The 22,161-nt window shown below is 31.3% G+C and carries 19 protein-coding genes; 7 read left to right on the top strand and 12 right to left on the bottom strand.

Annotated features, from left to right (window positions below):
- Nucleotides 1–1,073 (top strand): L,D-transpeptidase family protein (locus VFS71_RS10390; RefSeq protein ID WP_326401143.1); only part of this gene is annotated, 1,073 nt, incomplete at its 5' end.
- Nucleotides 1,074–1,152: 79 nt separating this feature from the next.
- Here the strand turns inward: VFS71_RS10390 and VFS71_RS10385 are convergent.
- From VFS71_RS10385 to VFS71_RS10365, 5 genes are all read right to left on the bottom strand, one after another.
- On the bottom strand, nucleotides 1,153–1,467 hold the full coding sequence (locus VFS71_RS10385; protein WP_326401142.1) for an HPF/RaiA family ribosome-associated protein: 315 nt from the start codon (nucleotides 1,465–1,467) through the stop codon (nucleotides 1,153–1,155).
- A gap of 187 nt (nucleotides 1,468–1,654) precedes the next feature.
- Nucleotides 1,655–4,795 carry a DEAD/DEAH box helicase gene (locus tag VFS71_RS10380; protein ID WP_326401140.1) on the bottom strand — a complete coding sequence of 1,047 codons (3,141 nt, stop codon included), beginning with the start codon at nucleotides 4,793–4,795 and terminating at the stop codon, nucleotides 1,655–1,657.
- Nucleotides 4,792–5,211: an NUDIX domain-containing protein gene (locus tag VFS71_RS10375; protein WP_326401138.1), complete on the bottom strand. Its 420-nt coding sequence runs from the start codon at nucleotides 5,209–5,211 to the stop codon at nucleotides 4,792–4,794. Before VFS71_RS10375 ends, VFS71_RS10380 begins: the two co-directional genes overlap by 4 nt.
- Nucleotides 5,212–5,952: 741 nt before the next feature.
- Entirely contained in the window at nucleotides 5,953–6,474 is a 522-nt protein-coding gene (locus VFS71_RS10370) for a threonine/serine exporter family protein (protein ID WP_326401136.1), read from the bottom strand.
- A gap of 1 nt (nucleotide 6,475) precedes the next feature.
- Nucleotides 6,476–7,249: a threonine/serine exporter family protein gene (locus tag VFS71_RS10365; RefSeq protein WP_326401135.1), complete on the bottom strand. Its 774-nt coding sequence runs from the start codon at nucleotides 7,247–7,249 to the stop codon at nucleotides 6,476–6,478.
- Nucleotides 7,250–7,602: 353 nt separating this feature from the next.
- Between VFS71_RS10365 and VFS71_RS10360 the strand changes: the two genes are divergently transcribed.
- Nucleotides 7,603–7,773, top strand: coding sequence for a hypothetical protein (locus VFS71_RS10360; RefSeq protein WP_326401134.1), 171 nt, complete (start codon nucleotides 7,603–7,605; stop codon nucleotides 7,771–7,773).
- Between the two features lie 20 nt (nucleotides 7,774–7,793).
- Here the strand turns inward: VFS71_RS10360 and VFS71_RS10355 are convergent, their stop codons facing one another.
- Nucleotides 7,794–9,929: a prolyl oligopeptidase family serine peptidase gene (locus VFS71_RS10355; RefSeq protein WP_326401133.1), complete on the bottom strand. Its 2,136-nt coding sequence runs from the start codon at nucleotides 9,927–9,929 to the stop codon at nucleotides 7,794–7,796.
- A 323-nt stretch (nucleotides 9,930–10,252) separates the two neighbouring features.
- Between VFS71_RS10355 and VFS71_RS10350 the strand changes: the two genes are divergently transcribed.
- Entirely contained in the window at nucleotides 10,253–11,476 is a 1,224-nt protein-coding gene (locus tag VFS71_RS10350; RefSeq protein ID WP_326401132.1) for a site-specific integrase, read from the top strand.
- Nucleotides 11,477–11,596: 120 nt separating this feature from the next.
- On the opposite strand, the gene VFS71_RS10345 is transcribed toward VFS71_RS10350, so the two are convergent.
- A complete protein-coding gene (locus VFS71_RS10345) occupies nucleotides 11,597–12,199 on the bottom strand; it encodes a hypothetical protein (protein WP_326401131.1) in 603 nt (200 codons plus the stop codon).
- Nucleotides 12,200–12,417: 218 nt separating this feature from the next.
- On the opposite strand from VFS71_RS10345, the gene VFS71_RS10340 reads away from it, so the two are divergent.
- From VFS71_RS10340 to VFS71_RS10330, 3 genes are read left to right on the top strand one after another with little or no spacing between them, the layout of a single operon-like run.
- Nucleotides 12,418–12,804, top strand: a complete 387-nt coding sequence (locus tag VFS71_RS10340; protein WP_326401130.1) for a helix-turn-helix domain-containing protein — start codon at nucleotides 12,418–12,420, stop codon at nucleotides 12,802–12,804.
- The gene (locus VFS71_RS10335; protein WP_326401129.1) at nucleotides 12,794–13,822 is read left to right on the top strand and encodes a hypothetical protein; all 1,029 of its coding nucleotides are present in this window, start codon (nucleotides 12,794–12,796) and stop codon (nucleotides 13,820–13,822) included. The genes VFS71_RS10340 and VFS71_RS10335 overlap by 11 nt, the downstream gene beginning before the upstream one ends.
- Nucleotides 13,812–15,452 carry a hypothetical protein gene (locus VFS71_RS10330; protein WP_326401128.1) on the top strand — a complete coding sequence of 547 codons (1,641 nt, stop codon included), beginning with the start codon at nucleotides 13,812–13,814 and terminating at the stop codon, nucleotides 15,450–15,452. The genes VFS71_RS10335 and VFS71_RS10330 overlap by 11 nt, the downstream gene beginning before the upstream one ends.
- 422 nt (nucleotides 15,453–15,874) lie before the next feature.
- Here the strand turns inward: VFS71_RS10330 and VFS71_RS10325 are convergent, their stop codons facing one another.
- Nucleotides 15,875–16,498: a recombinase family protein gene (locus VFS71_RS10325; RefSeq protein ID WP_326401127.1), complete on the bottom strand. Its 624-nt coding sequence runs from the start codon at nucleotides 16,496–16,498 to the stop codon at nucleotides 15,875–15,877.
- A gap of 522 nt (nucleotides 16,499–17,020) precedes the next feature.
- On the opposite strand from VFS71_RS10325, the gene VFS71_RS10320 reads away from it, so the two are divergent.
- Complete coding sequence (locus VFS71_RS10320; protein ID WP_326401126.1) at nucleotides 17,021–17,263, top strand: hypothetical protein; 243 nt, start codon at nucleotides 17,021–17,023, stop codon at nucleotides 17,261–17,263.
- A 307-nt stretch (nucleotides 17,264–17,570) separates the two neighbouring features.
- On the opposite strand, the gene VFS71_RS10315 is transcribed toward VFS71_RS10320, so the two are convergent.
- The 4 genes from VFS71_RS10315 to VFS71_RS10300 form a co-directional block, all read right to left on the bottom strand.
- Nucleotides 17,571–18,287 (bottom strand): hypothetical protein, encoded by a 717-nt coding sequence (locus VFS71_RS10315; RefSeq protein WP_326401125.1) that lies wholly within the window; start codon nucleotides 18,285–18,287, stop codon nucleotides 17,571–17,573.
- A gap of 145 nt (nucleotides 18,288–18,432) precedes the next feature.
- The gene (locus VFS71_RS10310) at nucleotides 18,433–18,636 is read right to left on the bottom strand and encodes a hypothetical protein (RefSeq protein WP_326401124.1); all 204 of its coding nucleotides are present in this window, start codon (nucleotides 18,634–18,636) and stop codon (nucleotides 18,433–18,435) included.
- 50 nt (nucleotides 18,637–18,686) lie between these two features.
- Nucleotides 18,687–20,798, bottom strand: coding sequence for a DUF1998 domain-containing protein (locus VFS71_RS10305; RefSeq protein ID WP_326401122.1), 2,112 nt, complete (start codon nucleotides 20,796–20,798; stop codon nucleotides 18,687–18,689).
- Between the two features lie 4 nt (nucleotides 20,799–20,802).
- A partial coding sequence (locus VFS71_RS10300; protein ID WP_326401120.1) for a helicase-related protein occupies nucleotides 20,803–22,161 on the bottom strand: 1,359 nt, incomplete at its 5' end.

Here is a 22,161-nt window from a genome sequence, read left to right as displayed (position 1 = left end):
TCAACTATTTAGATTCTATTATTGCCAATCCTTCGCTAATTAATAAAAACGAAAAAGAAGTATTGAATGAGTATTACAGTCTCAAAGAAGTACTTCAAAAGTACAGAAAAATACAAAAAGACAATTCCTGGAATCCTATAGCGATGGATTCCATTCGTACCTCCCTGAAACCTGGAGATTCTTCTCAAACTATTGCTCAAATCAGACAACGGTTGTTCATTCTGGAAGACATTGCAACCGACTCCAAAAGCGCGGTATACGATGATACTCTTGCTGCTGGGATTCTAAAATACCTAAAACGAAATGGCATAAAAGAAAACCAAACGATTACTCAAAAAACCATAGCCTCTTTGAATGTGCCAATTGAAGACCGAATCAAAACCATTACAGTCAATATGGAACGTTGTCGATGGATTGATGTTGATGTTGCTAAAGCCCGAGAATTAATCGTGGTTAATATCCCGTCCTATCGATTGACTTTTTTCAAGGAAGGTAAACCTGTTTTAACCTCCAATGTGGTGGTTGGAAAAGACATGAACAAAACCGTCATTTTTAGTGCTGATATGCGTTATATTGTTTTTAGTCCCTATTGGAACGTTCCAACAAGCATTATCAAGAAAGAGATTAAACCTGGTATGGCTAAAAACAAAAACTATCTTGCCCAACACAACATGGAATGGAATAATGGTAACGTTAGACAAAAACCCGGGCCTAAAAATTCATTGGGTCTAGTGAAATTTTTGTTCCCTAATTCGAACTCTATTTATTTACACGACACACCTTCAAAAGGTTTGTTTAACGAGGAAAAAAGAGCTTTCAGCCACGGTTGTATCAGAGTTGCGAAACCAGTGGAGTTAGCTAATGAAATCCTAAAAGACGATAAAAACTGGACTCCCGAAAAGATTAATGCCGCCATGCATAAAGGCAAAGAAACGTGGTATACGCTCAAGAACAAAATCCCGGTTTACATTGGTTATTTTACTGCTTGGGTGGATAACGAAGGTGTTATCCATTTTTATGACGATGTGTACCAAAGAGACGATCGCCTGGCAACGATGCTATTTGAAGAATAACTGATTCCAACATAAAACGAGAGAGGCTGTCCCAAAAGACAGCCTCATTTTATTCTATTCATTTATGTATATAATTCGCTTAATGTGCTTTTTGTTTATCGAATGTAGTGTTGAGTACTTTTTTGATTTTATCCAAAGCTCCGTTGAATGCTTTTTCGATAGAATCTGCGTGTTCTGTAACAGCTATGGGTTGCATATTAGCTGGTCTCGCTTCGATAAGACAACGTTTGTCGCCAAAACCTGTTTTAGCACTGTTTTCATCTCCAAAATGTACCTCGATACGAGTCACTTTGTCATCAAAACGAGATAATACTCTTGATACTTCACTAGAAAAATAAGATTCTAATCTTTCGCTTCCTTCAATATTCTTGTCGGTGTTAATTTGTACTTTCATATTATAAAATGTTTATTAATTTTTAAGGCTTTTCTCAAAGTTAAAAATTATTCCCTAAAACAGTCCCGTTTTAGTAAAACATTATGAAAGAAAAAAGTTGTTTTTTAGAACATAAACAGAAATGATTGAAAAACGAAAAAGATAACATTATTTTAAATAATATTTAAAAAGAAAATCATTTATAAGTTTATCCTATTGACATCTTTGCAGATTCTTTCCAAAGATAATTTGGCATAGGTTCATTAAGTTCCCATTTAATACTCATTGGTTTTGAACCTTCTGTTTCTTTAAAATTAGCCTCTCCAATAAAAACATAACCTAAAGTATTTCCGTTTTCGTCACTTGCCTTTTCTCTCACAAAAAGCAATATTTTTTTATTAATCTCAATATGATTTATATAGGATAGCCCTTTCGGTGTTTCTGGTCCATAAGCATTATGGGATTGCCAATGAAATAAAGTTTCACTAATTGCATAATCATCATACATAGTTGTTGGAGAAAAATTTTCTTCCGATTTAATTAAATTAATAAAAAGAATTTCTGTGTTTAGCTTATCATTAAAAGCTGCTCCTTCTCTATTTGATGATTTTTTATCAAATGTACTTAACCTGAAAGCTACCAATATTTGATCTCTTGTATAACGTGCATGTAACTTTAATGGCTGCTCATAAGGTAATTGAATATCAATTTCTTTGAACCCAATTTTATCAATCAATATCTCTAAAACCTCCACAATCTCATTAACAAAAATTTTATTTTTCCCTATTTGAATTATACTTTTCTCTAAAGAATCAAATCCTCCTGCATTTTGCCAAACATCATAATGCAACATCAGCAACATAGTTTTTTGATTTTCGTCAAAATCATTAATTCTAACATTGAAACCTTGTTTTGCAATCTTTAAAATGAAATTAAAATAACTAGTAGAATTGGTCGACAACCATTTATTACTAATGGCTGAATATATCTGTTTTTCGTTTATATTCTCGAAATCTTCAATTACTTCAGCCTTTTGACATAACCTTGACCAACTGTCTTTTTTGTAAATTGTTTCAATTGAAATATGATTTAATTCAATGAAATTATTTAAAGTTAAAGGCAAAGTAGTTTGATGCTGAAAGTTTCTGATTTTGGTAATTAGTTGATTTATATTTAATGACGTTGCTTTTCTAATATTTTCAAGAATTGTTTCTTTTGTTTTTTTCTCCAAAATTATTGAACATCCTAAAGGCAAATGTGGAAAATCGTCTTCAATTTCCTTTTGAACAGAAGTTGTAGTTTTACCAATTAATGCTCTAAACTTACTTTCAAAATCATATTCAGGCCTTGAATTCCCAACAAAATCAAGAACAGTCAAGCAATCTTTTCCTTCCGCTAAACGTAAACCTCGACCAAGTTGTTGAAGAAAAACCGTTAAACTTTCTGTTGGTCGTAAAAACAAAACGGTATCAATTTCTGGAATATCTACACCTTCATTAAAAATATCAACAACGAATAAATAATTGAATTCTTTTTTCTTGAATTGCTCTCTAATTCTATTTCGCTCGCTAGTGTTCTTAGCAGTTAAACATTCTGCTCTTAAGCCAGCTAAATTGAATTTTTCAGCCATAAAAGTCGCATGTTCAATTGTCACACAAAAACCAATCGCTCGAACATCATTTATATCATTTGTGTACTTATCAAGGTTGTTAATTATCTCTCCAACCCTTATATCATTTTTAGTGTACAGACTTGTTAATTCACTCGCTACATATTTTCCCTTCTCCCATTTTACATTAGTTAAATCGATGCTGTCTGTTATTCCAAAATACTGAAAGGGACATAATAATTTTTTATTTAATGCTTCAGGAAGTCTGATTTCTGCAGCTATACGATTACAGAAGTCTGTCAATATATTTTCATCGTCCATTCTTTCAGGAGTTGCTGTCAATCCAAGAAGAACTTTTGGTTTAAAATAATTTATAATTGGCCTATATGTTGATGCCGAAATATGATGCACTTCATCAACAATTATAAAATCATAATATTCAGGAGTCAGTTTAATATCCTTTAATCTATTATTTAAAGTCTTAACTGATGCAAAAACATATTCATTACTGTTTGGTTCAATTCCATCAACCCATAAATCCCCAAAATTATTATCTTTTAAAACTCCTTGAAATGTTGCCTTTGCTTGTTGCAAAATTTCTTTTCTATGAGCTACAAAAAGTAATTTGGATGATTTATTATTGTTTTTAAAATTTTTATAATCAAATGCAGAAACAACCGTTTTTCCCGTTCCTGTAGCCGCAACTAAAAGATTTTTATTTCTATTATGAACTGATCTTTCTACTTCTAATTTCTCTAATATTTCGCTTTGATAATGAAAAGGTTTGATTTCAAAATAGGAGATTGTAGAAGTATATTCTTTTGAAAATTTTCCTTGTTTGAGAGCTTCTATCAATTTTACAGAATGTCTCTTTTGATCGTATAATTCAAACTCTGAATTTTGCCAATATGCTTCAAATGTTTTCTTAAATTTATCAATAATATGCCCAACCTCTTTAGTAGTGACTTTTAAATTCCATTCCAAACCATCAGTCAATGCTGAACGAGAAAAATTAGAAGAACCTATATACGCTGTATGAAATCCTGTATTTCTTTCGAATAAATAGGCTTTAGCATGCAATCTCTCATTCCCTGTATTATAAGAAACTTTTACTTCTGTGTTTTCTAAAGAGGCTAAAAATTCAACTGCTTTAGCATCTGTTGCGCCAATATAAGTAGTTGTAATTACTCTTAATTTTCCACCTCTTTCTGTAAATTCTCTCAATTCACGTTCAAGAATTCTAATTCCTTTCCATTTAATAAAAGAAACTAATAAATCAATTCTATCGGACGATAAAATCTCTTTTCTTAATTCACTTTCAAGGGTTGTTCCCGAATTTCCACCTGTAAAAAGCTCACTATGAATTAATCTTGTATAAGGAGTAATTTCTTTTAAATGCAAATCTAAATCAGTGAAATGAGCATCAACTTTTGTAAAAACAGCTTTTAGAATTTTTCCTTCTGTTTCAATCAAATCACCCTCAAACTCTTCTTTCTTCAGTTCTTCTTTCAGAAATAAAATTATTTTGTTAGCAATTTCGATTTGTGTTTCAATAACATCTTCTCCTTTAATTAGAGTAAAAGCATGCTTAATTGTTTTCGCAATATGTTGAGATAGTAATTGAGCCGCTTCCGCTTTATCTATTGATGTTTTCTTTACTTGAAAAAAATCTTTATCTAACTCGTTTATTTTAAAGTTGATTAGTTTGGTAACTAATTCTTCATACAATCCTTGATTCATATTTCAAGTTTTAAAAATTCTTCAACAATTGGTATATCTGCTTCTGCCCAATCTAAATTCAACAATTCCGACTTATCTAATAACTTAAAATCTTTATGTTCTGCTAAAACAATGTCACCAGAGATATAATTTGTCAAAAAAGGGATTAAGTTTATTTTAAAAGTTCCATAATCGTAAATACTATTTGAAAGTCTTTTCAAAACTTCAATTTCAATATTTATTTCTTCTTTAATTTCTCTTTTAATACATTCTATTTCATTTTCATTTTCTTCCAATTTACCTCCCGGAAGCTCCCATTTCAATGGAAGTTTCATTGTTTCACTTCTTTGCGCCACAAAGATTTTATTTTCTTTTATAATAATTGCGCAGGTAACATCTATTGTATTACACATTTTAACTGTATTACTTACTATCAATCAATTCTACATTATTTTAACTTGTACGAAAGATAATCAGATTTTATAGATTCTAATGATTTCCATAGTTTAATTTATTATTGCAAGCTATAATTATTAAACAACAAAATAAACAAATACAGTTTTTGATATAGTAACACAAAAGTCACTTATTGTTATTGTTTATAAGTTTTAAAACCAAAAAAAACGCCAATCCTTAGACTGGTATTTTGGTCATTTAAGTCTCATATCAAAGTTCCCATCAGTTTTAATTATTGAGAAGTAGTAATCAAAATATTTCGATAGATATCTACTATGAACAGAAGAGTAATTCTACTTTGTTTTTTTAGTTTTCATCTAATTCTTTTGTCTTTTTATCAAAAATAGGGTAGCAAGCACTAATACTATTGGTTCGATCTACCCCTATTATGGGTTTTAAGTACCAATAGTGTTGGTTTTAAGCACCAATAGTATTGGTTCTAACTACCAATACTATTGGCTATACCTACCTCTATTATTGGTTTAAGCTACCAATAATGTTGGTTTTATCCACCTGTGCTATTGGCACAAAGTACCTGTACTATTGGTTTAAAGTACCACCTATGAGATTATACACAGAATATATAGCCTTATTCCTTTTGAGGATTCCTCATAAAAATTAAAACGGTCATAGTTGATTAAATAAGGATGAACATTCCTCTTTTTAGACCAAAAAAAACGCCAATCTTTCGACTGGCGTTTTGAATTTACAAAAGGTTTGTTTTAATTTTCTTCATCTAAATTTTCGAGTTGTTTTTCTAAAACTACATCAGTTTTAATTCGTTTCACGGTTTCCTTTCGGGTGATGAGCAATGGGATGGCAACTCCTGCGGCCAAAGCCAAGATGATAAAACAAGCGGAAAGACCGTTCTTTACCGTTTCAAAAAAGAGTTTGGTATAAACCTCTGGGTCTTGTTCGGCGGTTAATTTCATTACTCCTACCATGGCTTTGTAGGCAAAAAATCCCGGAATCATTGGTATTAATGCCGGAAGCGCAAAGGTCATGGGCGGCGCTTTGCGATAGTGTGCCGCCAATACACTAGAAAAACCGATAAGGCTCGCACCGCATAAGGCCGCAAAAACCAATCCTATTTCGAGTGAAATTAAATAAAATTTGAGCAATCCACCCAGTGCAGCAATAATGTAAATAACGCCTAAAGTTCGGCGTGGTACATTGAACAAAACGGCAAAACCAACACCTGCGCAACCTAACCATATTCCTTTTTCTAATAATGCAAAATCCATTTTAGTGTAAATTAAAAATTAATAATGAAACCATTAATCCCAATGATATGGCAAATGCGATAACCAAAACATTTACACCTCTTGTGGTTCCGTTTAATATGTTTCCGTCAATCAAGTCGGAGAAAGAATTGATCATAGGTACTCCCGGAATTAAAAATAATACCGAAGTCGCTAATGCATGTATAAATTCTCCTCCGGGATTCAAAAAGGAATAGAGTCCTACCAAGAAAGAGGAAGTTAAAGCTGCAAAAAAGATACACAAGTAAAAATTGAATTTGAGTTTCATGGTTTCCTGTCTCACAAAAAGTCCTAAGAAACTCCCTGAAAAGCAAAGAATCATTTCGATCAATCCGCCACCAAATAATCTGCAGAATGAAGCTCCCGCCAATGCCACCAAAAACAAAACTAGAAATCTCGGGTACAAAGGGTTTCGGTCCAAAAGCAATACTTCTTTATTGATGCGCTCCACAGACCATTTTTCTTCCACAATTTTCCAACTCATCGTACTGATATCCGAAATGAGATTGAAATTAAGGTGCATATTGGGAACCCATTTTACACTGGTAAACGTTTTGATATTGTCTTTATACGTTAAAGTAATCATCAAAGCATGATTGGTAATCATTAAATCCGAGTCGCAAGAAAAGGCACTAGCGATTCTGCTAATAGTGACTTTGACACGTTCGGTATTGGCTCCTGAAACGATGAGCAAGGAACCTATTTCCAGGAGCATTTCTCCCAGTTCATATTTGTTTGGTTTGGCAACTAATTCCATATAAATGCGGTTGTTAATTTTACTCTCAAATTTAACGAATTAGCCCCTTAAAAAGACTGATTTACACCCCGAAAACATTAATTTATTTGAAGAATAAATAACAAGTGATTTCTAACGATTTCGCTTGTGCTCAAAGGTAGAAAAAGCATCAAAAATGGAGTTGGTTTGCTGTTTTTGCTGCTGATTTTTGGATTTTTTGAGGTCTTTTTTCAGGTTATAAAACACAAAAAACGTCAACCAGACGACCCACGTTTGCCAAAAGCGTATTTTTTTGGGTGTTATTTTATCGAATTATTATTATTTTTAGATTAAAAAAGGATATTTTAATCTTTTGCATAAATGAAATACTTCTTATGAAAACTGCTGTCCCTAGCCCTGATGGAAGCGAAAAGCCTAATGAAATAAAATGCCCTTTTTCTTGGACAAAAAGAGCGACCAGCGGAAGCTCCTTTTTGTCTTTAGAAAAAGGGCGTTTTTATGAAAAAGCTTGTAGTGTACAGCAGGACACGAGCGAAGCGAACTGACCAAGTAAATAGCTCCTAAACTATGGATTATTTATTGTAGATAATGTTGTAAATCCCATGTTGTAGAGCGTAAAGGCCTGTATGTCGCAGATTTCCTGAATGGTTGCCGCTAGTGATTTTCCAGCTCCGTGACCTGCGTTGATATCGATTCTAATTAAAACGGGGTTGGTTCCTGTTTGTTTTTCCTGCAACTCGGCAGCAAATTTAAAGCTGTGTGCGGGAACTACTCTATCGTCGTGATCGCCCGTAGTAACCATTGTGGCGGGATATTGAACACCTGTTTTTACATTTTGAACTGGTGAATACGATTTTAAGTATTCAAACATTTCTTTGCTGTCTGCCGAGGTTCCATAATCGAAAGCCCAACCCGCTCCAGATGTAAAGGTGTGATAGCGCAACATGTCCATCACGCCCACGGCCGGCAAGGCAACTTTCATCAAATCGGGACGTTGTGTCATGGTGGCTCCTACCAATAATCCGCCGTTGGATCCGCCACGAATGGCAAGGAAACTAGAGGATGTATATTTTTGGGCGATTAGATATTCCGCTGCTGCAATGAAATCATCAAAAACGTTTTGTTTTTGCATTTTGGTTCCTGCATCGTGCCATTTCTTGCCGTATTCTCCACCTCCTCGAAGGTTGGCTACTGCATAAACTCCGCCGTTTTCCATCCAAACAGCATTGGAAATACCAAAACTTGGTGTCAAACTAATGTTGAATCCACCGTATCCATAAAGAATGGTTGGGTTCTTTCCGTCGAGTTTCAGTCCTTTTTTGTGGGTGATTATCATTGGGACTTTTGTTCCGTCTTTGGAAGTATAAAATACTTGGGTAGAAACGTAATCCTCACTTTTGAAATCAACCTTTGGCTGAGCATAAACCACCGATTTTCCTGCTTTTGGTTCAAAAGAATAAATCGTTCCTGGTGTGATATAATTGGTAAAGGAATAATAAAGTGTTTTTTCTTCTTTTTTGCTTCCAAATCCAGTGGCTGTCCCCAATCCTGGCAATTGGATTTCGCGCACTAATTTACCTGAGTAATCGTACTGCTTCACAATCGATACAGCATCTTTCATATAATTGGCGAAGAAATAACCCGCTCCTGTTGTTGGTGTCAAAACATTCTCTGTTTCAGGAATTACGTCTTTCCAATTTTGCTTCGCCTGTTCGCTATCGCTCGGGTCTGGTTTTGGGTTGTTGACATCCACACTCACAATACGTTTGTTGGGTGCATTCAAATCCGTTAAAATAAATAATTTTCCACCTTCGTTTTCTATGATGTTGTTGTCACTGTTAAAATTGTCTACAATCGTTACAATCGGACTGTTGGGTTTGGTCAAATCCTGAATGTACAATTCGTTTCCGTAAGTGGAATTCGCAGCCGAAATCACTAGATAATGATTATCTTCAGTTACGCTTCCACCTACATAACGACGCTTTTGGTCTGCACCAAAAATGACTTTATCTTCTTTTTGAGCCGTCCCCAATTTATGGTAATACAATTTATGCTGATCCGTTTTGGCCGATAGTTCACTTCCTTTTGGTTTATCATAACTGGAATAGTAGAATCCTTCGTTTCCTTTCCAAGCTATGCCGCTAAATTTAACATCCACCAACGTATCTTCTAATTTTTTGAAGGTATTGACATCCATCAAAATTACTTTTCGCCAGTCGCTTCCTCCTTCGGAAATAGAATAGGCAACTTTGGAACCGTCTTTTGAGAAATCGACTCCACCCAATGACGTTGTTCCTAATTTTGAAAAGGTATTGGGATCCAAAAAGACTTCTTCTTTGCCTTTGGCATCTTTGCGATACAAAACCGACTGATTTTGCAATCCGTTGTTTTTGTAATAATAAATGAAATTCCCTTCTTTGAACGGTGCGCTTATTTTTTCGTAGTTCCAAAGTTTTTCAAGTCTGGCTTTTAATGCCTCCCTAAAAGGAATTTGAGATAGATAATCGTAGGTTACTTTGTTTTCTTCTTTGACCCAAGCAGCTGTTTCAGCCGATTTGTCGTCTTCGAGCCAACGATATGGATCGCTTATTTTGGTATCGAAATAAACATCAACCGTTTCCCCTTTTGTAGTTTTGGGATAGGTTATTGGAGTTTGCTTTTGGTTTTGCCCCAAAGAAACCATTGAAGAAGATACAGCCATCAGAAATAGGATTTTTTCATAAATTATTAGGTTAAGTACCTAACAAAAATAGGGAAAGTTATTTTCAGAACAAGACATAAAAAAAACCCAAACAATGTTTGGGTTTAATGTGTGGAGAATACCGGATTCGAACCGGTCACCTCTTGCCTGCCAGGCATAATCTGACACTTTTCCTGCTTTTTCATCATTTTTCAATACTTCTCTAAACCCTTGTAAAATAAGGACAAATACAATATTTTCATCACCTACCTTTTTTTCTTTTTTCTTTTTATTACTATATTTGTGTGCAATTTGTGTGTAACTATTTATTTAAAGAAAGTCATATGTATAGTTTTTCAAAAGATGGTATTACTATAGCTACAATGTTAGATGACAGAAAAGCTAATAAAAAAGGAAGCTTCCCTGTAAAAATTCGAGTAACCTATAAAAGAGATCGAAAATATTATTCTACAGGTAAAGATTTAACACCAGAAGAATGGAAAGTATTACCAACAGGTAAAAGTAGACTATTAAAAGAAACCCGAGAAAGTATCGAGAATAGTTTTTCATTAGTCAAATCAAACGTTGAGGCAATTGCGGAGAAGGGTGGTTTTTCATTGGACACACTTAATAACAGATTAGGAAGGGGTGTTGGTGATACTATTAATAGCTCACTTAAAGTTAGGATTGAAAATTTGAAAAGTGATGAAAAGATAAGTACTATGCAACTTAGTGAATATCTTCTAAAATCATTAGAGAAATTTTCGAGCAGTGCTATTGATTTTGAAAATATAACTGTTGATTGGTTAAAGAAGTATGAAAAGCATCTTTTAAATAATGATAAAAGTTATACAACGATCTCAATGCAAATGAGAGTAATCCGTACGTTAGTGAATCAGGCCAAAAGGGATGGAATCATAAAAGAAACACAATATCCTTTTGGTAAAGATAAATATGAAATAAAGGAAGGAGTAAATATTAAAAAAGCTTTGACATTAGATCAAATTAAAAAAATATTCTACTTTACTGATGGGAATGAAACGACAGAACGATATAGAGATCTTTGGATTTTTAGTTATTTATGCAATGGAATTAATATAGCTGATTTAGTTAAATTAAAATTCAAAGATATTAAAGATGGAGATATTTGTTTTGTTAGACAAAAAACAGAAAGTACATCTAAGAACAGAAGAGAAATTCGAGCATCGGTAACTGTCAATGTTCAGAACATTATTGATAGGTGGGGCAATAAACCAAAGCCTGAGAATTATATATTCCCATATTTGAATGGGAAAGAGAATGCAGAAAAGAGACAAGCTATCACAAAAGATCTTACTAAACGCATAAATTTACGGATGAAGAAAATAGGAGAAGAATTAAAGATTGGCGACATAACTACTTATACCGCGCGCCATAGCTTTGCTACTGTATTAAAAAGAAGTGGCGCGAACATTGCTTCTATTAGTGAAAGTCTCGGCCATAATGATTTGAAAACAACAGAAAGTTATCTAGCTAGTTTTGAAAAAGAAGAACGCCAGAAAAATGCTCAGATGTTGACTGATTTTTAAGATATAATTCGGTAAGGATAAACAAATCTATTGTCAGGCTTCAACAAACAAAATAGTGTTTCAAAAAATTTGAAGATCATCTTATTTTCTAAAATCTATAGAAATATGATTTTAAAATCCTTATTCCGGTAACTCTTCTTTGATTTGCTTCTTTGACCTTTGAGAAATCTTTTTCTTCCGTTTTTTCGTAAAATGATCTCTTAGAAAATTAAACTCCTTTGTATGATTTCTTTTCAAGTGCGAATAAAAGGCATCGTAGCTAATTTTTTCACCAAGTTTCTCTTCACATTGTGATTTTAATTTAGCAAAAGAAGATAATTCAAAATTATAGGAAATCACGCCTTCATAAGACTCGTCTTCATTAGATGAATACCCTTTTACTTCTGATTCAAACTTAATTAATATAGATATTTTTTCTTTCTTTAAAAATTTAGATATATGCTTTACAGCTTTATCGGATATTTTGCGAGTATTATTTCCTATGCTTTTTACTTTTAGAAGTCCTTCATAGCCATTTTTCGAATATTCCTGTATCCAACCACGAATAGTTTTTTCTGATCTCTCCAAATCCTTTACAATGTCTCTTTGAAAGTAAAAAGGTTTTTCTTTAATGTATATTAAGGTTTTTATTCTATCGCATTTTAGTTTCACTTTTGACTTTGACAACTCTTCCAATAAAAAATCAGCTTCCTCCTTAATCTCTATAGTTTTCTTCCTTGCCATAATCAAGCATAAATTATTATTTCGGTAAATTTAAAAAACGACAAAATGTGATGTTTTGATCAAATGTGATATTAAAAAAAAAAACAATTAAGCTGGATATCAGTTGGTTGATTTTTTTATCAACTCCCTTCTAGCAAATATAATGATTTCTCATTTTGCTTTCCCAGTACATAGGTTGGGTTTTAGATATTCTAAAGCCATAACCAATAATACTGAATATGAATTCAAGAGAATTTAATTTCGAAAATCTACCCTTATTTGTAGGTTTAATCTTCAAAGATGTTGAAGAAATCAAAAAAATGTTAACCAGCAATATGCCAAGAAGCGAACCTGACATCAAAAGGCTTTCAATTAATGAAGCCGTTAAGTTTTTGTTGGAAAAAGGTTTTCCGGTCAGTAAATCGAAACTTTATAAGTTAACATCTGAAGGGAAAATACCCTTTGAAAAATTCGGGATGCGTGTTCTATTTAAACAAGATAAATTAATTGATTGGATCGAAAATGAAATGAATTTATCGACAAAAACGGATTCAAAATATGTAATGACTCTTGCAAATTCTGCAAGAAAAAAAATCAATAAAAAAAATATTAAACATGGAAAATAATAATCCTAATATAAAAGAAGAAGCTGATTTTAATGATATTCCATCAAAATCAATTAGCAAAGAAGTGAACGAAAAAAATATAGAACAATTAACGGAACCATTTGCGGACAATAAAGAACAGTTGGCTGAAACACTTACAGATATAGAAAAGTTAACTGAGCCTGTTGCTGAGATTATAGAAACATTGGATGATGATTTCATAAATACGCCGGCAAAAGTTGATGCAATGGATGAATATTCAAAAGAATTTATTCTACGAAATAAACAAGACTGCGGTAGCAAAAAGATACGATTTACAATTGAAGACGCATTATTAAACACAACATTTCACACAAAGAGAGATGAGTGTTTTATTCTAGTTTACAACTACTTAAGAGAAAACCCTCCTGAACGAAATGACTTCATTAAATATTTAGTCGCATATAATGAAAGTGGCGTAAAATTAAAAGGGAAATATTTCAAGTATGATTTAGAAATTCTCAAGAAATATTACGAAAAGGCAGATAAAAAGAAAAAAGACGGCGACTTATATAATCCGTTCAATATTAAAGCTTATCGCAATTATGTTTTTTACATGATTTTAAAATTGCACGGCGAATATATTGATTCAGATGATCAACTATTTAATGTTTCGACAAAAGGTAGTAGAGAATACAACCCTGCTACAAAAATCCCTTCCATTTTACGTGGATTTTTACCTATTGAAATTAAAGAATATGACATTAAAAGTGCGTTCCCTACCTTCATTGACATGGAATTGGGAACGGATTTTAGAAACGAATGTTATGAAAAATTAGATAAAAAAGCATTTGCCAAAGCACTAAACGCACATTCAACTAAGCCTAACAAAGATTATTATTATAAGTGTATTGAACAATTAGAAAAAGTTTACGGAGGCAGAGCTTTTGAAGTGTTAACAGAAGAACGCTTTTCAGAAAAGGGTCGCGCATTCAGAGATCTTACGAAATATGAAAAAGAATTTATTGAACAATTTATAATAGAAAATAATGAAAAATAAACACGTACGTCTACATGATGCCATCATCATGTTAAAATCACAACCTATTAAACAAACTACATTTGGCTTAGTTGAATTTGTTGTTAAGGATTTAATACCAAAACCAAATCCCGATGCAATCGAACCTTATTATTTTTTAAATGAGAAGGGGAAATTTCAAATATTACCCACTTGCATTCATGATTGTTTAATTAATGAGGGGATTAAACGAATATCGACACCTGATGACGAAATACTTTTAATAAAGGATACGAACAATGTCATCGACCCATTCAACTACAGAACAGATCTATTAGTTTTATTGAAAGATGAAATCAACGAATTAAAAGTTGACCGAATAAAGATCGAGAATGTTATTACTTATGAGCTCACCAAGACCATTATGAAATCATTATTTTTAATAAAACCATATAAATTAACCTATTACAAAGACACTGAATACACATTTGGTTTGCCATTCAAGAATGGATTTATGCTGATGAGTAAAGACGGGAAAATTATAAAGCAAAAATACAATCCAAAAAATGGATTTTTCCACAAACACATCATCCAAACACGTGAGTTCAAGAAAACCGATGAAGTTGGAGACTTTGAAATATTAATAAAGAATGTATCGGGTAAGGATTTTGAAGCATTTATGACAATGGTTGGATATTTAGCACATAATTATAAAAACCCCACAATGTCTCCTTGTATAGTTTTAACCGATGAAAATGCTGATGGTATCACAAGAAATGGCGGGCGTTTTAAAACTGGAGTCAGCAAGGCTTTGTCAGAAGTATTAGTTCCTATTTTGAAAGGTGGTAAAGAATTTGATCCAAATTATAGACATGTTTTTGATGATTTGCATAACGGGACAAAATTGTACATCATTGATGATGTTGAAAAGAATTTTCGATATGACGATTTATATACTAACATTTTGGGAGGTATTAATTGTCATCGAAAAGGAAAAAAGGCAGAACAAATAAATTTCGAAGATTCACCGAAATTCTTAATAACGTCAAATTGGGTTTTACCTTATTCGTCAGCTAATAGTTCAACTAATAGGCGTTTTGTAGAATATAAATTCAACAATCATTACAACATGGAACACACACCAATCGATGATTTTGGTCGCAGATTATTTATTGATTGGGATGAGGCTGAATTCGATCGATTTTATTCTTTCATTTTTCGTTGTGTTAAGTTGTTTTTTGACAAGGGTTTAATCGCGCCAATTTATGACAAAGACATGGATAACTTCATGATTAAATTTAATAATGATGGTCTCCTCCTTGAATTTGAACGCATTTTAAAACCATTATTGGCTTCGAAAAGACCATTTAAAGTAAATGACTTTTTGACAATTTATCAAGATTATCAAAATCCTTTAAAAATTGAAAAATGGTTTCATTCAAATAACGTTAAAGATCTGATTTACATATGGATTAAATATTATGAAAGTGAATCAATTTATAAAAACTGGAGTTATTCAAAAAGAGATAAAATGTGGGTTTTTAACGACCAAAAGTCCTCTATTAAATCAATTATCGAAAAAAACAACAATTCTAAATTTAAAAATGTTTTAGGTAATTTGATTGATAATTCTGTTATTCCTTCAGTACAGGAAAATTTTAATCAAAATTAATTGAATTTATTCAAGTTTAAATTAAGAGGTGTTTTATCTGATACGTGCTTGTAACGATAGTGGATACACCTCTTAACCCTTATTGTCATTGAGTTGTTACACCTGTTACACCCTTTTTTAATAAAAATAAATAAAAATAAAAACATTAATAAATAGTAAATATAAGTAGTGTGAAATTATCATCTGCTTTTTTATTAGGTGCTTATATAAATTTATAAAAAAGGGTGTAACAGGTGTAACAACTCAATGACAATAAGGGTTAAACGGTGTAAAATCGGATACAAAAAAAATTACACTTATATTATATAAAAAGACACTTATAACCAAACGTCTTTGCTGATAAGTAATATCAGTCCTGATTTCCTCAAAATTTATATTCAATTATGAATAGAGCTGTTTGTACGTTTTGCTTTCTCCACGAATTAAATCTCGATAAGTCTTTTTATTTTTTGAACCGTCCCACTACTTTTATCCGTTAGTTTCATTGCCTTTCTTACTGAATAGCCTTGCTTCAATAATTTAACGATGTCCTTATGTTCGTTTAGTAATGTGTCTTCATCTTTTTTGAAACCTTCTTTTCTCCCAACCTTTCCACCATTTTTTCTAAAACTGTCATAGCCTGATTTTATTCTTTGTCTAATTTGAGTTTTTTCCATTTCACTTACAGAAGTAAGAATTTGAATTAAAAATTGCGACATTGGATTCACTTCGCATTTATCATTCAAAGTTTCAATATTATGGTTTTTGATATAAAGAGAAATACAATTTTCATTTAACAACTGAATTGTTTTTAAAACCTCGATTGTATTTCGCCCCAATCTGCTTAACTCCCAGCATAGCACTTTATCAATTTTGTTTGATTTGATAAAGTTTATCATTTTCATGAGTTGGGGTCTTTCTTCATTTGTCTTTCCACCGGATATTTTTTCCTCAAAAACACTCACAACCTCATAATTCATTTTTTTAGAGTAATCTTTCAATTCCTCTGTTTGTCTTTTGTAATCTTGACTATTTGTCGAAACCCTAGCGTATATAATTACTTTCATTTTGTATCAATTTAATATTTTATATTATAAAGATACAAATAGTGTGTCAAATTACCACACCCTTATTAATTAAAATGATACACTTTATGGATTGATACATTTTATTGGATAGGAGAAAAATTAAATAGGTAAAATTTTTTGCCATATTTAAAAAAGATGTTCCAATACATTACGAAGTCATATAAATATATGAGATATAAAAAAAAAGTGAGGTGCTTGTTGAATAAAATTTATAATGACTTTATTTTTTTGGGATTTATAAATTGTTTTACGAAACCAATCATATAATAATTATTTCATTGATTTTCCTTCAAGAGTTTCTTACTCATTATTCATTATAAAGATTCTTGAAATTTAGCTATCATAATAAACATGCGTAATCTACAATTTTCATTGTGAAGGGAATCTTCTTGATTGTTTGGTCTTGCAAAAAAAAAGTTGATAAAGAGTTCGCTAAAATTATACTCTGTTTTTCTCATTTCATTATATTTGATGGTTTTGAATTAATTAGAAAAATAAATCATGAGCATATTTATAAATGACGAAGAGAAACTAAGACATCCTTATTACAGACTGATGGAGCTTAGAGGTGATGTACTGGAAACAGAATTAAATACATGGTCCAGATTAGATTTGATTGATTGGCTTTGCTGGAACGATCCAAATGGAGTTTATCAAGACGAGCAATCTTTGCTTGAATTCGACAATATAGTTAGTAAAGAAGAAGCAATTGAAATTATTACAAGACAAATTACGGAAGCGTAAATAATAAAAATAAAATATTCAAAGTAAAAAATGTCATTAAAAAATATAGGTTTATTTGCAGAATCTGGCGGTTTGACCTTGGTAGAAGATATTTTTATTATGTCAGTAATATTATTTTTAGATTTACGATGTTAGCGCAATAAATTCAAAACGGTATCAAAAAAAACCTCATCAAAACGCTAGTTAGACACCGTTATAGATTGGAAGGAATAAATTATAAACCAACAGTTTCAGATTCGATATCATTAATAATTTTTTGATTCATGTATTGAATCCAGAATCATATAAATAAAGTGTTTTTATCATTTCAATAGGTTATTTTATTAAAAAAATAATTAATTCTGATAAAATAATCGATTAATTTTTGACTATCATTACTCTCCTTCAAATAAATTTCATTAAAAAAATCTATATCAAACTTATTGGGAATATATCCTTTGGAATACTTTTCCTTAATAATTTCCAAAATTAATTTTTGAATTGTTTCATTTGATTCAAAATATATTTTAAAAAGTTCATTAATTGATTGTTTTCCATAATTAATTAGATATTTACATGACTCTTTTTGTAATAAATTGAATTCTTCTTTTTTTATTTCATAACCTCCTAATTTAGGCGTTCTAAGGCTATTTTCGTTTTCTAAATATGGAGGTAAACTTATCTGAATAAATAAAAAATCAAAAAAAGAATTTAGTTCGACTAATGTTCTATTGAAGTCAATTTTTAAATCTGGTAAATATTTTTGCAAACTTGCAATCATGTAATTTAACAAAACAATTCCTTTTATTTCATTATAGGGACTTGAGTACTTTAAATTCCAGATTTTAGTATAATGAAATAAGATTAGTTTAATTTCTGATTCTGTATTGTTCTCAATTAATTTTTCGCTTATCCATTCTGTTAATTTTTTTACTATTGGATTACGATTTACCTTTTCCTCATCGAAATCATTTTTGGTAAGATTAAGTTTCTCAATTAGTATTGATTTGGACAAATCCCCATTTTTAAAATAGTTTTGTTTCAAGGAATCAATTATTAAAAATGAATCATCAAAGTCCTTAGGCAAATTTTCAATCAATTGATTCTTTAGAATTGAGAATAACTGATTTGAAATATTTTCAAAATAAATAGAATATACAATAGTTCCATATTCATAGTCTTTTAACAGGCTAATGATTTCTAAATAATCTTGAGTTTTTTTTTTCTAATTCAAGCTGATTTGAAGTAAATAAATTAGGGGACACATCATTATAACTTGCATTTCTAAGTTCTTCTGTAGAATTTTTAAAATACTCTTTTAATCTTTTTAAAGTTTCATTTTTTAAATGAGTGTTATAATGCAAGACCTTTTCTTCTAAAGACATTGTCTTCATATCACTATGGAATTTAATTCTTATGAAATTTTCATTTTTTGAAAAAAAACTCATCTTACCAATTCTTTAAAAAAACCGTTATTTTCATCCACTAAGATTCTTCTATCTAAATAAATATTCCTATGTTCACACGATGTTTCACTAACAAGACTGCAGGAAAAGCACGATGCAAAATTTAATTCAAATAATCCTTGACCATCTGATTCCCAGCATAAAGGGTCACTATTGCAAATAGTTGATCTTCTTAATGCGCTTTGAATTAAATTTAATAAGTTTTTCGGTCTAGTCTGTGCGATGAGTCCTCCCATACTTCCTTCAGCTCCTTCAGCAGTGTATATCATGCAACCGTACATTTTGTATTTCTCGTCATTTGAGACATAAATTCTTTCGGATAAAGATGCAGTTGGATAACCGCATTTGAATTCTAACTCTCTCATAATTAGATGTGCAAAAGTGTGTACTAGATATAACTGCCAATTATTTTCTAATCCATATTTTATAGCACCTTCAGAAAAAGTATCACTGTTTTTATGTAATTCATATAATTTTTCGTTTATTGATTCTATTCCTTGAGAATTGGAAAATTCATTTATTAGTTGTTCATTAAATGAAAAAAAGATTCCCTCACCATAATTTTCAACTACTGGATATACTTGGACACTATCAGGTCTAGATCTGAAAATATTTTTTGAGCTAATATTATCAGCATCTGAATCTACAGGAACAACTCTTGAAAAATCAAGTTGAGCGGAAGTAATTTTCATATTATCAATTCTAAGTATTCTTGAAAAATACTTTTCTAAGGCGGAACCAGTGATATTAGAAGTAACATCTTTTACTTTCAAATGCTCATTAACTTTATCAACATTTATTTCATCTTCATCTTTTAATGCTAAAGCTTTATATTCTTCAAAGCGATATAGTATATCTTTTTCAGAATCCTGAATTTCTTCGTCTAAATGACTATTTTGAATTTCTGCCTTTAACGAAATCATAATATTATTTACCCTCATTGCTTCTTCAAAATTTTTATCATCCATTGCTAACTCCAATTCTTTCTCAAGCCCATTCAACATTAATGTCTTTTCATCTAAGAATAACTCGTCAGGCATATAAATACTGGAAAGCATTCTAGAATAGTAGAGATTATTTCCCGTTGTTAGGGCAACCTTCATCGCTTTCGTTGATGAACAGTTTTCTAATGGTGGCATTTGAATCCTAGAGTTAGAATTACCTGAATGATACTTAAGTTCACCATTATTAGACGTTATAGCTTCCCATGGTTTGTGTCCTGGGCATTTAATTTTTACACTCATTAATCCTTTTAGTGAGGTTTGTTTACCACAATTCTCACACTTTAACCATTTTCCGTCGAAACCTGATGCGTTGGCTGTGCTTGAAGTAACTTTAATTTTGGAAGTAATTGTATCTTCTGAACCACAGCATGGTTGTGATTTAAATAATTCAACAGGTCGTTCAGAATTTATTTCCATTGGAGATTCGGTTCTCCACCTTAAATATTTTGACCATGGGAAATCGCTAATATGACCATGATCGCATATTAGAACAATATTATCTTGAGTTAAGATATTATGGAATCCTTCTTTTGATTTATATTTTGGAGGAAAAAAGCGATCAGTACATTTATATAATTCTTCTCCTGTTTTTCTGTCTGTTTTAATCCATTCTTGATACCATTCCTTATACGTCATATAATTCTTACTCTTGTCAAAAAATATCTTCGGCAGAAATGAACTGTTAATTGCTAATTCACTACCACTATTTTTTATTTTATTAGAAAAATCTTGGACAGCGATATCAGGTATAAGAACTAAATATTTCAATTCAGTTAACTCTTTTCTATTTATTAGGGATTTGAGTAATCTAGTGTCATTTGAAACTCCAATGTTACCATTTCTTTCTAACTTTGCTTGTTCAACAACATATCCCTTAATATCTTTCTCTTTTTTTCCAGTGTCAACAGCTTCTTTTTGAATATCAAGTATTTTTTTTAAAAACCCCCATTCTTCAATACATGAAACAATTATACTGCCATATGCAGTATGCACTATTGAACCTGGACCACCATAAGCTGATAAAAGTTTAAATTTACTTATGGCTTCATTTGCTTGTGTATTATCAAAATATTGTTTTGCTGCCATAATTTTATTGTTGGACTGTTTTTATAACTACTGATGGTTCAATTTCTCGGAGTGAATAACCAACTTTCCAGTGATCGGGATAATTGTTATCACTTAATCTAATAAACAAGGAATTCAAATTCATATCTTTCTTATAAAAAGATAAATCCGGAATAGGCTCACTACCTTGTAATCTTGTAAACCAATTATTTAAAAGTCTTTCAACCTTATTACTTAAATCTATCAACTCTTCTTCTGAAATAATACCATCAACACTGGATTTTACACTATCAGGTCTTGACTTTAAATAGGCATCTAGTTTAGTTGCATTGGTTTCAATTTCAATAATTTGATTGGCAGTTATCTGTTTGATTTGATTAATTTTAATATCATTAATATTAGAGGCATCTGCATTGTTCATTAGCATCAAAGTCTCATCATGTCTAATTATAACTGATAAAAACATTGCTAAGTATCTTTCCAACGCTTTACTTGCAAATGGGGTAACTGAAATTGGTTCAACATAACTATAAAATTTCTCATGAAATTCTTTAAATTTTTGATAGTGTGAAATGTCTCTAGATCTGAATGGGTGATGAACAGTAAATACAATTCCTTCTTTACTTCTTGCAACCCTACTAGAAGCCTGGATATATTCTGCAATATTTCTTGGCATCGAACTTATTATCATAGTATTGAACCTTGATACATCAATACCAACTGAAATCATATTTGTAGATATCACAAACTCTGGAGGATTATTGGAATTTAATTTTAATGTATTACCTTCATTTGAAATTAGGCTCCACTTTTTTTCAATGTTAGACAGATTAGACTTTACATCTTCTCCTGTCAATCTACCAGTAAGTTCAGAATAATCAATAATACTTTCGTTTCTAATTAACTTATCTAAAAAGCTCCATAAAATTGTATTTTTTGTAACAAAATTTACGTCTCCTGGCAAATAATGACTTAATTGTGATTGTGTCTTGCCTACGTCTTTAAGACTGTTAAAATAGGATAAAACGGTGTGGTAATAATCAAATGCTTCCTTATGTTCATTTAATAATTCCGGTTTTTCAAATATTTCATCATTTGTATAGCACTCCCTTAAATATTTTAATCTGTGCGTAAGTGAAATTGACGCTATCCTTAATTGCATCCAAACCTGTGTTTTTCCAACAGGTAGAATACCAATATATTTTCGGTTTGAAATGTATTTTTCATCATTGTTTTCATCGATGAATCTTTCATAATATGCAAAAAATGAATCGTCAGATAATATTCCTTGTTTGGGAAAAATTTCAGATCGTCTATTAAATAGTGCAAATATTTGCTTATCCGTATTTCTAGTAGTTGCTGTAGAAGTAACTATTTTAGGCTT

Origin of the sequence: Flavobacterium sp., from assembly GCF_035760125.1 — a bacterium.
GTDB lineage: Bacteria > Bacteroidota > Bacteroidia > Flavobacteriales > Flavobacteriaceae > Flavobacterium.
Note: the sequence above shows the minus strand (reverse complement) of the source record. Positions and strands in the feature narration are given on the sequence as shown.

Bases quoted from the DNA above. Each gene is read 5' to 3' on its own strand.
- VFS71_RS10385 (WP_326401142.1), bottom strand. From the start codon at position 1,467: ATGAAAGTACAAATTAACACCGACAAGAATATTGAAGGAAGCGAAAGA.
- VFS71_RS10355 (WP_326401133.1), bottom strand. From the start codon at position 9,929: ATGGCTGTATCTTCTTCAATGGTTTCTTTGGGGCAAAACCAAAAGCAA.
- VFS71_RS10350 (WP_326401132.1), top strand. From the start codon at position 10,253: ATGTATAGTTTTTCAAAAGATGGTATTACTATAGCTACAATGTTAGAT.
- VFS71_RS10330 (WP_326401128.1), top strand. From the start codon at position 13,812: ATGAAAAATAAACACGTACGTCTACATGATGCCATCATCATGTTAAAA.
- VFS71_RS10310 (WP_326401124.1), bottom strand. From the start codon at position 18,636: ATGAAGACAATGTCTTTAGAAGAAAAGGTCTTGCATTATAACACTCAT.
- VFS71_RS10335 (WP_326401129.1), top strand. From the start codon at position 12,794: ATGGAAAATAATAATCCTAATATAAAAGAAGAAGCTGATTTTAATGAT.
- VFS71_RS10320 (WP_326401126.1), top strand. From the start codon at position 17,021: ATGAGCATATTTATAAATGACGAAGAGAAACTAAGACATCCTTATTAC.
- VFS71_RS10325 (WP_326401127.1), bottom strand. From the start codon at position 16,498: ATGAAAGTAATTATATACGCTAGGGTTTCGACAAATAGTCAAGATTAC.
- VFS71_RS10360 (WP_326401134.1), top strand. From the start codon at position 7,603: ATGAAAACTGCTGTCCCTAGCCCTGATGGAAGCGAAAAGCCTAATGAA.
- VFS71_RS10345 (WP_326401131.1), bottom strand. From the start codon at position 12,199: ATGGCAAGGAAGAAAACTATAGAGATTAAGGAGGAAGCTGATTTTTTA.
- VFS71_RS10370 (WP_326401136.1), bottom strand. From the start codon at position 6,474: ATGGATTTTGCATTATTAGAAAAAGGAATATGGTTAGGTTGCGCAGGT.
- VFS71_RS10340 (WP_326401130.1), top strand. From the start codon at position 12,418: ATGAATTCAAGAGAATTTAATTTCGAAAATCTACCCTTATTTGTAGGT.
- VFS71_RS10305 (WP_326401122.1), bottom strand. From the start codon at position 20,798: ATGGCAGCAAAACAATATTTTGATAATACACAAGCAAATGAAGCCATA.
- VFS71_RS10365 (WP_326401135.1), bottom strand. From the start codon at position 7,249: ATGGAATTAGTTGCCAAACCAAACAAATATGAACTGGGAGAAATGCTC.
- VFS71_RS10380 (WP_326401140.1), bottom strand. From the start codon at position 4,795: ATGAATCAAGGATTGTATGAAGAATTAGTTACCAAACTAATCAACTTT.